Raw genomic sequence first — 12,488 nt, forward strand, 5'->3', positions numbered from 1 at the left:
TTTTCGATCAAGACGCCCCCTTGGCGCCCCGGAACTATTTCAGGCGAATTATCTGAGGGCCCTGAGGCCGAATTCCACGAGGTCCTCGGGCTTGCCGATCCGACTCTCCAGAAGGCAATCCGCGATGAGCTGCGGATGACAAAGGACGACCATGGACGACATGAAGCATTCGGATGCGAGCTGGTGATCCTGTTCGCGGAACTCACCGGCTTCGATGCCATCTTTGATGAGACCCGCAATGACGACACGGATGCGTTCGAGATGCTGTTCGATGACCGGCCATTGCTGCTCGATGGCGATCACCACCATCTCATGCACCTTCTTTTCGTCGAGCATGGTCTCGAGCGTGAAGCGGTGCTGCTGCAGGACGTGATTGCGCAGCCGTTCCGTGGCGCTCACCGGCCGCTTTGCATTGGCGAGTGCCGCCTGATAGCTGCCGTCCAGCATACGGCTTGCCAAGGCCTGATGGATATCCGCCTTGGACGAGAAGAAGCGGTAGATATTGGCGGGCGACATACCGAGATCGCGCGCGATATCCGCCACATTCGTCTTCGTGTAGCCGTAATGCTTGAACAGCCGCTCCGCCGCATCGAGAATACGGCCGACATTGTCTTGGCGCGACGTGTCCAGGGTATTTTCGTTGGTATCCATACCGCTGATGGCTTTCGTTTTATGTGTGACGATTTTCATCTTTCGTCATTCGTAAACGGAAATCCGTCATCAGTCAACCCCTGCCACACGACCGCCCCATTCGACGCCGGATAAAAATCTGCAAAACAGGGAACCAAAATGGGATTTAGGCATTAAGTCGCGTTAGATCATATGCTTCGTGGACTAGGGACCAGCGATGAGCGTGCTGCAGAGCTACGAAGTTCGTTGTTGCATCACGCCAGGGGCAAAAACGTCGTGGGACGGGGATAATTAATGAGCGTGCCGCAAAGTTATGACGTTTCGTTGCTTGACGAGGAACGTTACCGTCTGCTCGTCGACTCCATCACCGACTACGCGATTTACATGATTGACCCGGAGGGCAAGATCGCGAGTTGGAATCCCGGCGCCCAGCGCGTCAAGGGATACGAGGCATGGGAAATCCTGGGCGAGCATTTTTCCCGCTTCTATACGCCTGAAGACAGATTGGCGCGGGCGCCCGAACACGCGTTGCGGACGGCTGCGACAGAAGGCCGCTTCGAAAAGGAAGCATGGCGCATCCGCAAGGACGGCAGCCGCTTCTGGGCCCACGTCATCATCGACCCGATCTGGAGTAGGTCCGGCGAACTTCTCGGCTTCGCCAAGGTGACCCGCGATCTGACGGAACGGAAACGGGCCGAGACGGAACTCCGATTGAGCGAAGAGAAATTCCAGATCCTCGTCCAGGGTGTCACGGACTATGCTCTCTACATGCTCGACCCGGATGGCCGCGTCAGCAACTGGAACTCCGGTGCCACGCGCATCAAGGGCTATACGGCGGACGAGATCGTCGGCCAGCATTTTTCGCAGTTCTATACTCCGGAGGACCGCGAGCGCGGCGAACCAAACCGAAGCCTGGAGACCGCGCGGCGCGAGGGACGACTCGAGAAGGAAGGTTGGCGGCAGCGCAAGGATGGCACGCGTTTCTGGGCACATGTGATCATCGATGCGATCCGCAACGAGGAAGGCACGCTCCTCGGCTTCGCCAAGATCACGCGCGACATCACCGAAAAAGTCGAGGCGCAGAAGGCTCTTACCCAGGCACGTGAGGAACTTTTCCAATCCCAGAAGATGGAAGCGATCGGCCAGTTGACCGGTGGTGTCGCCCACGACTTCAACAATCTGCTGATGGCCGTGCTGGGCAGCCTGGAAATTCTGAAGAAACGCCTGCCCGACGATCCGGCGCTGACGCCACTGCTGGACAATGCCATTCAGGGCGCCGAACGGGGTGCTGCCCTGACCCAGCGCATGCTCGCGTTCTCCCGGCGCCAGGAATTGAATATGCAAGCCATCAACGTGCCGGCACTCGTGAGCGGCATGATGGATTTCGTTCAGCGCTCGCTCAGCGCCTCCGCATCCGTCGAAACCCGGTTTGCCAAAAACCTGCCGCACGTCACGAGCGACCCGGTTCAGCTCGAGACCGCGCTTCTGAACCTCGTCGTCAACGCCCGAGACGCGATGGCGGGCGGTGGCATGATCGTCATCAGCGCCGAGGAGTATTTCGCCGACAAGAATACCGAGAGGCTGAAACCCGGCCGTTATGTGCGGTTGGCTGTCGCCGACAGCGGCGAAGGCATGGACGAGGAAACCCTCATCCGCGCAACGACACCTTTCTTCACCACCAAGGGTGTCGGCAAGGGGACAGGGCTCGGACTTTCCATGGTGCAGGGCCTAACCGAACAGTCGGGCGGCAAACTCGAAATCGAAAGCCAAAAGGGCAAGGGCACGACGGTTTCGCTCTATCTGCCTGTGGCCGATGCAAACGACTGTCCGCAGTCTTCGGAGCAGACCATGCCCTCGCCCGCCGCAACTCCCAGAGGACGCTTGACAATTCTCGCCGTCGATGACGATGCGCTGGTCCTGATGAACACCACGCTGATGCTGGAGGATCTCGGCCACACCGTGATCGAGGCTTATAGCGGCACCGACGCCCTGAAGGAGCTGAGAAGCGGCGCCCATGACATCGATCTTGTCATCACCGACCATTCGATGCCGCGTATGACCGGCTCCGAACTGGCCGCCGTCATCCGCGAAGAGAGACCGGGCCTGCCGGTGGTGCTGGCGACCGGTTACGCGGAATTGCCGACAGGCGGCGACAATCGGCTGCCGCGATTGCCCAAACCCTTCTCGCAGAACCAGCTTCAGGAGATCATCGTCACGGTTCTCGCCGGCGGACGCTGAACCAATCGCCCTCGCCGCGCGTTGTCGTGCCGTGTCAGAACGGAGTACGACAATGGTCTTGAAGCATCAGCATTTTCACGAGACGCCCCCTGAGGTCGAAGTAGAATTTCCTCCAAGCGCGACGCTCGAAGGGGCGGTTTCCGATGCCCTGGCTTCCGCTGGCGGCGTCGATGCAAGCGACGTCGCCGTCATCGCCCGCGGTTCCGAGATAACGCTGAGCGGGACGGTCCAGTTGGAAAGCGAGATCGCACGAGCCGAGGACGTGGCCCTGAACGTTGCCGGAGTGACCACCGTGCGCAACGAACTCCGTTTCAACCGCCCGATGTAACCCCCGATAAATGGAACCGGAAAGGCCCGGGCGTCGGACGCCCGGGCCTTTCGTTTGGCTGCGTCTATCGCGGCAGCGCATAGGCGATCACGTAGTCGCCGGGCTTGGTGCCGACCGAACCGTGTCCGCCGGCCACCATCACCACGAACTGCCGGCCGTCGTCGACCGCATAGGTCATCGGCGTCGCCTGGCCGCCGGCCGGCAGCCGCGCCTTCCAGAGCTCGCGGCCGTTGGTGAGGTTGTAGGCGCGCAGATAGTTGTCGACGGCAGCGCCAAGGAACGCCACGCCACCCTTGGTGATCATCGGCCCGCCGATGCCGGGCACCCCGACCTTGAAGGGCAGCGGCAGCGGCGTCATGTCATAGACCGTGCCGTTGCGGTGCTTGTAGGCGATCTGGCCGGTGCGCAGGTCGACGCCGGAGACGTAACCCCAGGGCGGCGCCTGGCAGGGGATCTGCAGCGGCCCGAGGAACGGACCCATGTAGACGCCGTAAGGTGCGCCGTCATTGCGGTTGAGGCCCTGTTCGCTGCCCTTCTGATCCTGTGCCTTCGGCGGGATATCCGCACGCGGCACCAGCCTTGAGGTGAAGGCGAGATAGGTCGGCATGCCGAACATCACCTGCCGTTCCGGATCGACCGCGACGCTGCCCCAGTTGAATGTGCCGAAATTGCCCGGATAGATGATCGAGCCCTTCAGCGACGGCGGCGTGTAGCGGCCGAGATAATTGTACTGATGATACCAGATGCGGCAGACCATCTGGTCGAACATGGTGACGCCCCACATGTCCCGTTCTTCGAGCGGTCTCGGCTTGAAGGACAAGGCTGAGGTGGGCTGCGTCGGCGCAGTACGATCTTCCGGGATCGCACCTCCCGGTGCCGGTTCCTCGGTGACCGGGATGATCGGCTCGCCGCTGCGCCGGTCGAGCACGTATATGTCGCCCTGCTTGGTCGGGCCGACGAGAGCCGGCACGACCGTATTGTCCGGCCTCGAGATGTTGAGGAGGACCGGCTGGGCAGGCACGTCCATGTCCCAGAGATCGTGATGCACCGTCTGGCGCACCCAGCGGTCGGCACCGGTATTGAGATCGAGCGCGACGATCGAGGAGGAATATTTCTCCACGCTCTCGCTGCGGCCCATGCCGAGCTGATCCGGCACCTGGTTGCCGAGCGGCACATAGACAAGCCCCAATTCCTCGTCGACGCTGAACACCGACCAGCTATTGGGCGAATTGGTCGTGTAGGTCTGACCCGGCGGCAGCGGCTGGGTCTGGCTCGGATTGCCCGAATCCCAGTTCCAGATCAGCTGTCCCGTATTGACGTCGAAGGCGCGGATGACGCCGGATTGCGACTGGGTGGAATAGTTGTCGTTGACCGCACCACCGATAATGATCTTGTTGCCGGCGATCGCTGGCGGAGAGGTCGAATAATAGTAGCCGGCCGGATTGTACCGCATGCCGCTGGTGAGCTGCAGCGTTCCGTTGTCGGCAAAGGAGGTGCAGACCTGGCCGTTCGCTGCATCGAGGGCGATCAACCGCGCATCCGAGGTCGGCAGATAGACCCGTTCCGCACACGGGCTGCCGGCAGCGGCGGCGGCGTCCTTGTAATAACTGACGCCGCGGCAGGTCTGGTGCTGGCGATCCGGGTTCATGCCGGAATTAGGGTCGTATTTCCACTTCTCCTTGCCGGTCGTCGCATCGAGCGCGATGGCAAGATTGTGCGGTGTGCAGAGATAGAGCGAATTGCCGACTTTGAGCGGCGTCACCTGATAGGTGGTCTCGCCCACATCGTCCGGCCGTTTCACGTCCCCGGTCTGGTAGCGCCAGACTTCCGTGAGCTTGGCGACGTTGTCGACCTTGATCTGGTCGAGCGGCGAATAACGCTGCCCATAGGGCGTCCGTCCATACTGATGCCATTCGCCGGGCGGCACGTTGCCGCCCATAGGCGGAGCGGCAGCGACCGACTGTTGCGGCAGCTCGCCGCTCCGGTCGAGCGGATCGAGGAACATCGAAACTATGGCGACGACGATCGCGATCATCAGCGAAATACCGAGCGGCAGTGCACTGGCGCCGTAGCGCATGCCGGTCGGGCTCGAAAAGCCGAGCGGGGTGCGAACCCAGGGTGTCAGGAGCCAGAGACCGAGGAGGATGATCAGCCCGCCACGCGGGCCGAGCTGCCACCAGTCGAGCCCGACCTCCCAGATCGCCCAGGCGAGCGAAGCGAGCACGACAACTGCATAGACCCTGAGCGCCATGGCATTCCGGAGGAAAAGCAGGATGGCGGTCACCACGAAGCCAAGACCGCAGATAATGTAATAGGCGCTGCCTCCGAGCAGTACCAGTTGTCCGCCGCCGACGGCCAACGCCAAACCGATCAAAATAAAAACGATCGCGGTAATCCTGATAGCCATGTTCAAAATCCTGCCAAACTTGAAAATCTCGAGCGAAAAACGTTGCCAAACCAGACGAGCCTTCAACCCAACCTTTGTGCAAAAGTTCCAACCCATATTCGCGCCATGCAAATTTAAAGGAACAGTCAGACGGGCGAGCCGGTTCTAAACCGTCTACAAGGAGTGCGAACATGCTGACATCGCGCAAAGGCCCAGCCTTCGAGACATCGGGCGCGGAGGGCGAAAAACTGCCGGACGTCGAGCAGGATGCGGAAAGCTGCACGCGTTGCGACCTCTATAGGAACGCCACCCATCTCGTGTTCGGAGAGGGGCCGTCCAAGGCCAAGGTGCTCTTTGTCGGCGAGCAGCCGGGAGACAAGGAGGATCAGGCGGGCAAGCCGTTCGTCGGGCCGGCGGGAAAGCTCCTCGATCGCTGTCTGGAGGAAGCCGGCGTCGAACGCGATATCTGCTACGTCACCAATGCGGTGAAGCATTTCAAGTTCACTCCACGCGGCAAGCGCCGCATCCATGCCAAACCCAATACCGGCGAGGTCCAGGCCTGCGCCTGGTGGCTGGCAGCGGAGCTGCGCCTGGTCAAACCGAAACTTGCCGTAGCGCTCGGCGCGACAGCGCTTTATGCCTTGCTGGGAAGACAGGCGAAAGTAACCCGTGATCGCGGCACGATGTTGAGATCGCCGGACGGCCTGCCGGTACTGGTGACCATCCATCCTTCGGCGCTGCTGAGGACGCTGGATCAGCCGGACGCGGAGCTCAACCGGGCCCGCTTCGTCGAAGACTTGAAGAAGATCGCAGAATTTCTGGAGTGACTATGACTTACGAACTTTATTACTGGGACGGCCTTCAGGGCCGCGGTGAATTCGTGCGGCTGGCGCTGGAAGAGGCTGGAGCCGACTATGTGGACGTAGTCCGCGGCGAACGCGGCACTGCGAAAATGATGGATTATATGCACGGCAAGCACGGTTACGACATGCCGTTCGCACCGCCCTTTCTCAAGGATGGCGACCTGGTCGTCTCACACGTCGCCAACATCCTCAATTACCTCGGGCCGAAGCTGAATCTGGTGCCGAAAGACGAGAAATCCCGCCTCTTCGCCCACGGCCTCCAGCTGACGGTCACCGATTTCCTCGCGGAAGTGCATGATACGCACCACCCGATCAGCACCGCCGACTACTACGAGGATCAGAGGCAGGAGGCCAAGGCGCGTTCCAAGGCCTTCCTGAAACACCGGGTGCCGAAATTCATCGGCTATTTCGACCGTATCATCGCCGCAAACCCTACCAAGAGCGGCCATGCGGTGGGCGACACCCTGACTTACGCCGACCTGTCGCTCTTCCAGCTCGCCAAAGGTCTCGCCTATGCCTTCCCGCGTGCGATGAAAAATTTCGATAATGATTACCCCCATGTCGCCAAACTACGCGACGCGGTCGCCGAACGTCCGAATATCGACGCTTATCTGAAGTCGAAACGCCGGCTCGCCTTCAATGAGTCGGGCATATTCCGGCATTACCCGGACCTTGACCAGGATCCGGCCTGATCTGCTAGATGAATGCGAAAACCGGGGCGATCGTTACAAGAACGATCGCCGCCGCGATCAAAGTGAACTTCACGGCGACCTCCAAAGCATAAAAGCTGCCGGATGAGGCAGCTCAGTTCGTTTCTTCTCCCAATTCCTGCAGAATTTGATGCCGTGCCCGGTTGAGGCGGCTTTTCACCGTGCCCACCGCACAATCGCATATCTCCGCCGTCGCCTCGTAACTTTCGCCCAGGATCGCCACCAGCGTCAGCACTTCGCGATAATGCGGAGGCAATTTCTGGAGCGCCCGCTGGACTTCCTGCGCCCGAGCAGCAACCTCCTGGCTCGCTGCGACCGGCGTATCGCCGGAAATGTTCTCCTCGATCCCCGGCGCCTCTCGGCCAAGTACCTTGGCCCGCGAATAAAAAGTGTTGCGCATGATGGTGAAAAGCCAGCTTTTCAACTTGGTGCCCGGCTCGAACTTGTCGAGATTGGCGAGCGCCTTCATCAACGTCTCCTGCACCAGGTCGTCTGCATCGCTGGGATTGCGGCAGAAAGTACGGGCAAATGCGCGGAGAGCCGGGATAAGCCTTACTATGTCTGCACGTGCAGGATCACCATTCAACTGTGATTCAGACACCGTTGCCTACCTCTCCGAAGTCTTCATGGCTGGAATGACGGGGGCAAACGCACGCCTCGCGTATTTGGTTCCGCCAAGATAGACGCCCTGTTCATCTTCCTGACGAAAACCGCGCACCACTCAAGGGAACAAACGGGCCGGCAGGCCTGTTGATAGGACTTTCACGGAGTTCTGCCGGGAGTTCGGAATGGCACCGCGTGCAAACTGGAAAGGCTATCTGAAGGTCGGCGAACTAAGCTGCCCGGTGGCGCTTTATACCGCCGCCTCGACATCCGACCGTGTCAGCTTTCACATCATCAATCGGGAGACGGGCAACCGCGTCCACCGCCAGATGGTCGATGCCGACACCGGCAGGCAGGTTGAAAGCGAAGACATCGTCAAAGGCTACGAAGTTTCAAGCGGCCAATACGTCTTCCTTGAGCCCGACGAGGTGAAAGCCGCAGTACCCGAGAGCGACAAGACGCTGGAGCTCGAAACCTTCATTCCCTGCGACGGCGTCGACACCATCTTCATTGATCGACCCTATTACCTGGCGCCGGCCGACAAACCGGCCGCGGAAGTCTTCGAGTTGATCCGCAGGGGGCTGAAGGAGAAGAACGTCGCTGCACTCGCCCGCACCGTGCTTTTCCGGCGGCTGCGGACGCTGCTGATCCGCCCCAGCGAAAAAGGCCTGATCGCCAGCACACTGAACTACGACTACGAGGTCCGGCCGGCGAAGGAAATCTTCTCCGATATCAAGAGCTTCAAGATCGAGGGCGAAATGCTCGATCTCGCCGAACACATCATCGACACCAAACGCGGCGAGTTCGACCCGAGCGAGTTCGACGACCGCTATGAGGCAGCACTTGCCGAGCTGATCAAGGCGAAGATCGAGGGCCGCAAGCTCAGGAAGCAGCCGAAGCCGGAACCGAAGAAGGTTTCCAGCCTGCTTGATGCCCTGCGTCAGAGCGCCGGTGGCGGCAAGAAGACCCCGCCGAAGAAGTCAGCCAAGAAAACCGTACCTCGTAAGACTGCCGCCCCGCAGAGAAAGGCGAGCTGATCATGGCGCTCGAAACCTATAATCAAAAGCGGAATTTCAAGGTGTCCCCGGAGCCTCAAGGAAAGGTCTCCGGCGGCCGCAAGGCCAAGGCATCCGGCAACAGTTTCGTGATCCAGAAGCACGACGCCACCCGGCTGCATTACGATTTCCGGCTGGAACTGGACGGTGTGCTGAAAAGCTGGGCCGTGACCCGGGGCCCAAGTTTCGTTCCCGGCGAAAAGCGGCTGGCGGTGCATGTGGAAGACCATCCGCTCGATTACGGTGGTTTCGAAGGCATGATCCCCAAAGGCAATTACGGCGCCGGCGCGGTGCTGCTGTGGGACCGCGGCACCTGGGATCCGATCGGCGATCCACACAAGGGTTATAAGAAAGGCCATATGGAATTCGAGTTGAAGGGCGAGAAGCTGGAGGGCCGCTGGCACCTGATCCGCATGGCCCGCAGAGAGGGCGAAAAACGCGAGAACTGGCTGCTGGTGAAAGGCGAGGACGAATTCGCCCGCGCAGAGGGCGACAAGGACATTCTCGACGAAATGCCGCTTTCGGTAAAGTCAGGCAAGACACTGGACGAAATCTGGGGCCGCAAAGCGCCGACGGGAAGGAGTGCTGGCAAACCGAAGGCGAAGACGAAATCCGATCCCGGACGGGAAAAATCCGACATCGCTGCCTCGAAGATCAAGGGCGCCAGGAAAGCCGAACTCCCGGATTTCGTTGAGCCGCAGCTTGCGACGCTGGTGAAGAGCGCGCCCTCCGGCAAACGCTGGGTCCACGAGATCAAGCTCGACGGCTATCGCCTGCAGGCCCGTATCGAAAATGGCAAGGTAAAGCTGTTGACGCGCACCGGGCTGGATTGGACGCATAAGTTCGGAGACGAGATCATCGCGGAATTCGGAAAGCTTAGCCCGGCCGATGCGATTATCGATGGGGAAGTAGCGGTCGAGGCCGGTTCCGGCGCCACCGATTTCTCCCTGCTCCAGCAGGACCTGAGCGAAGGCCGGGACGACCGGTTCACCTTCTACGCATTCGACCTGTTGCATCTCGACGGTTACGACCTGACCGGCGCGACGCTTCTGAAGCGCAAGGAGGCGCTGGAAACACTGCTAACCGGCAGCGGCCCGGCCTTGCGCTTCAGCGAGCATTTTAGCGACGAAGGCGGTCTGGTCCTGAAACATGCCTGCCGGCTGAGCCTCGAAGGCATCATTTCCAAGATATCGGATGCGCCCTATCGCCCTGGCCGCGGCCGCGACTGGGTGAAGTCGAAATGTTCGGCTCGACAGGAATTCGTGATCGCCGGATTTGTCCCCTCCTCCGTTTCGAGGACGGCGATCGGATCGCTGGTCATGGGATATTACGACAAGGGAAAACTGCGGCATGCCGGTCGCGTCGGCACCGGTTATTCGAATGCCATGGCGCAATCGCTCTTCAAGCGCCTCCAGGAGATCCAGACTGGCGAAAGCCCGTTTGACGAAAAGCTCGCGGGGGTGGAAAAGAAGGACGTCGTTTTCGTGCGGCCCGAGCTGGTGGCAGAAGTGGAATTTCGCGGCTGGACGGCGGATGCGCATATCCGTCACGCCGCCTTCCGGGGCTTGCGCGAAGACAAGGATCCGAAGGATATCGTCCGGGAGGGCGGACCTGTGAATGCAGCGGAACAACCGAAGCCACCGAAACGGACAGTCAATCTTACCCATCCGGACCGGGTCTACTGGCCAGATGCCGGTGTGACCAAGGCCGGGCTTGCAGATTATTACACCGAAGTCTGGCGGCTGATGGCGCCCTTCGTCGTCAACCGCCCGCTGGCCCTGGTGCGTGGGCCGGATGGGATCGGTAAACCGCTCTTCTTCCAGAAACATGGCTGGAAGGGCATGACCAAGAACGCCGTGCTTGTGAAGGACCCCACCGATCCGGCGGAAGAGGATATCACCATCCGCGACCTCGATGGATTGCTCGGCCTCGTCCAAGGGGCAACGCTGGAAATCCATCCCTGGGGCTCGACGCTTGACGACTGGGAAAAGCCGGACATGGTCAATATCGACCTCGACCCGGGAGAAGGCGTCTCCTGGACCGATATCATCGCTGCCGCTCATGAGGTGAAGCGCCGTTTCGAGGACATGGGGCTGGTGGCCTTCGTCAAGACCTCGGGCGGCAAGGGCCTGCATGTCGTCGCACCGGTCAAACCAAAGGCAGAATGGCCGGAGGTGAAGGCGGCGATGAAGGCGCTCGCCGACGGCATGGCCGGCGACGACCCCGACAAATATGTATCGACGATCACCAAGTCGAAGCGAAGCGGCAAGATCCTCATCGACTACCTGCGCAACGGTCGCGGCAATACTGCCGTCGCCCCCTATTCCACCCGTGCCCGCCCCGGCGCACCGGTTTCCATGCCGGTCGAGTGGGACGAACTCGGCGGCGCGATCGGCCCCAACTATTTCACGGCCATCAACGCCCCGGCGCGCATCGCCCAGCAGACGAGCGATCCGTGGGGAGATTTTCGCAAGGCGGAAGCCCCGATCGAGTTCAAGGCAAAGAAGAAACGGTAGACGCTGGGATGAGACGCCTCATTTCCTCGGCGCTTTCCGCTCCGCTTCCAGGCTCTTCTTCAGCGCCGCGGTGATATCGATCACATTGCTGCTGCGCTCGGGTCCCTTCTCCTCGACTTTCTTCCTGGATTTCCGGCTCTTCTTGCGCTCGGCGATGATTTCGAGCAGCCGGTCCTGGACCGGGTCGTCCGCCATTGAAGGCTTCCAGGCTTGGGTGCGCTCATCGATGATCTTCTTCATCATCGCCAGATGTTCGGAACCGGCGCTCTCCTTCGGTTTCTCAGCCGCGTATTCGCCAGCGTCGCGGACTTCGTCGCCGTAACGCAAGGTCCAGACGACGATCCCTTTGTCCTTCGGCAACAGCAAAACCGCCCGCTCGCGACGATACATGACGAGCCGGGCAATACCGCCGGTGTTGGTCTTCGCCATAGCCTCCCGGATCACAGCGAAGGCTTCGGCGCTCACCTCGTCGTCGGGCGCCAGATAATGCGGTCGATCATACCAGATCCAGCCGATCGAGTCGGCCGGCACGAAAGTTTCGATATCGATGGTGCGGGTGCTTTCGAGCCCGACATCCTCGATCTCTTCGTCTTCGAGAAGAACGTAGTCGTCCTCGCCTTTCGGATACCCTTTGACCTGATCGTCATCCTCGACCGCCTCGCCTGTCTGCGCATCGACATACTGGCTGAGGACGCGGTTATTGGTCTTGCGGTTGATATTGTGGAACCGCACCTTGGCGCCTTCGGAGACCGCCGGCGTCATCGTCACCCGGCAGGTGACGAGCGAGAGCTTCAGATAACCTTTCCAGAATACGCGCGGGGCCACGACAAAACTCCTTCGTTTGCCCGATAACCCGCGCTGCCTCCGCTTGGTTCCGGAACAAACTTTCGCACCAGACCGTTTTCATGACGAAACAGGCCAAGGAGGCAAACGAGATGAGCACCAGCAGCACCCCGAACCCTGCGCAGAAAGGCTCACACAAAAAAGCCGAGCAGTCGGCTCGCGAGCGCGGCGAAAAGAAGGAGTTGGATGAACAGCTCAACGAAGGCCTGGAAAATACCTTTCCGGCAAGCGATCCGGTGTCGAGCACGGTGACATCGATCCCCTCCGGCACGCCGAAACCGCCCAGGCACTGATCTTTCTGAAAAACTTATGGAAC

Annotated in this window: 11 protein-coding genes; 7 read left to right on the forward strand and 4 right to left on the reverse strand. The window is 60.5% G+C overall.

Going from position 1 to position 12,488, the window contains the following annotated elements; all coding sequences use genetic code 11:
- Window positions 1–48 precede the first annotated feature (48 nt).
- The gene (locus ACZ9IU_RS18590) at window positions 49–651 is read right to left on the reverse strand and encodes a TetR/AcrR family transcriptional regulator (RefSeq protein WP_038549637.1); all 603 of its coding nucleotides are present in this window, start codon (window positions 649–651) and stop codon (window positions 49–51) included.
- A 273-nt stretch (window positions 652–924) separates the two neighbouring features.
- Between ACZ9IU_RS18590 and ACZ9IU_RS18595 the strand changes: the two genes are divergently transcribed.
- Window positions 925–2,868 (forward strand): hybrid sensor histidine kinase/response regulator, encoded by a 1,944-nt coding sequence (locus tag ACZ9IU_RS18595; protein WP_038545639.1) that lies wholly within the window; start codon window positions 925–927, stop codon window positions 2,866–2,868.
- A gap of 52 nt (window positions 2,869–2,920) precedes the next feature.
- Window positions 2,921–3,196, forward strand: coding sequence for a BON domain-containing protein (locus ACZ9IU_RS18600; protein WP_038545642.1), 276 nt, complete (start codon window positions 2,921–2,923; stop codon window positions 3,194–3,196).
- Between the two features lie 64 nt (window positions 3,197–3,260).
- Here the strand turns inward: ACZ9IU_RS18600 and ACZ9IU_RS18605 are convergent, their stop codons facing one another.
- Window positions 3,261–5,603, reverse strand: coding sequence for a glucose/quinate/shikimate family membrane-bound PQQ-dependent dehydrogenase (locus ACZ9IU_RS18605; protein WP_038545645.1), 2,343 nt, complete (start codon window positions 5,601–5,603; stop codon window positions 3,261–3,263).
- A 170-nt stretch (window positions 5,604–5,773) separates the two neighbouring features.
- On the opposite strand from ACZ9IU_RS18605, the gene ACZ9IU_RS18610 reads away from it, so the two are divergent.
- Together ACZ9IU_RS18610 and ACZ9IU_RS18615 are read left to right on the forward strand one after the other, a co-directional pair.
- Entirely contained in the window at window positions 5,774–6,409 is a 636-nt protein-coding gene (locus ACZ9IU_RS18610) for a UdgX family uracil-DNA binding protein (protein WP_038545648.1), read from the forward strand.
- A 2-nt stretch (window positions 6,410–6,411) separates the two neighbouring features.
- Window positions 6,412–7,137, forward strand: coding sequence for a glutathione S-transferase (locus ACZ9IU_RS18615; RefSeq protein ID WP_038545651.1), 726 nt, complete (start codon window positions 6,412–6,414; stop codon window positions 7,135–7,137).
- 112 nt (window positions 7,138–7,249) lie between these two features.
- On the opposite strand, the gene ACZ9IU_RS18620 is transcribed toward ACZ9IU_RS18615, so the two are convergent.
- On the reverse strand, window positions 7,250–7,741 hold the full coding sequence (locus ACZ9IU_RS18620; RefSeq protein ID WP_080719211.1) for a sigma-70 family RNA polymerase sigma factor: 492 nt from the start codon (window positions 7,739–7,741) through the stop codon (window positions 7,250–7,252).
- Between the two features lie 202 nt (window positions 7,742–7,943).
- On the opposite strand from ACZ9IU_RS18620, the gene ku (ACZ9IU_RS18625) reads away from it, so the two are divergent.
- Window positions 7,944–8,795 (forward strand): non-homologous end joining protein Ku, encoded by an 852-nt coding sequence (gene ku / locus ACZ9IU_RS18625; protein ID WP_038545654.1) that lies wholly within the window; start codon window positions 7,944–7,946, stop codon window positions 8,793–8,795.
- Window positions 8,796–8,797: 2 nt separating this feature from the next.
- Entirely contained in the window at window positions 8,798–11,329 is a 2,532-nt protein-coding gene (gene ligD / locus ACZ9IU_RS18630) for a DNA ligase D (protein WP_038545657.1), read from the forward strand.
- 18 nt (window positions 11,330–11,347) lie between these two features.
- Here the strand turns inward: ligD and ku (ACZ9IU_RS18635) are convergent, their stop codons facing one another.
- Window positions 11,348–12,154 carry a non-homologous end joining protein Ku gene (gene ku / locus ACZ9IU_RS18635; protein ID WP_038545660.1) on the reverse strand — a complete coding sequence of 269 codons (807 nt, stop codon included), beginning with the start codon at window positions 12,152–12,154 and terminating at the stop codon, window positions 11,348–11,350.
- A gap of 110 nt (window positions 12,155–12,264) precedes the next feature.
- Between ku (ACZ9IU_RS18635) and ACZ9IU_RS18640 the strand changes: the two genes are divergently transcribed.
- Window positions 12,265–12,465, forward strand: a complete 201-nt coding sequence (locus ACZ9IU_RS18640) for a hypothetical protein (protein ID WP_038549640.1) — start codon at window positions 12,265–12,267, stop codon at window positions 12,463–12,465.
- Window positions 12,466–12,488: the final 23 nt, after the last annotated feature.

It is taken from the genome of Mesorhizobium sp. USDA 4132, from assembly GCF_056279545.1.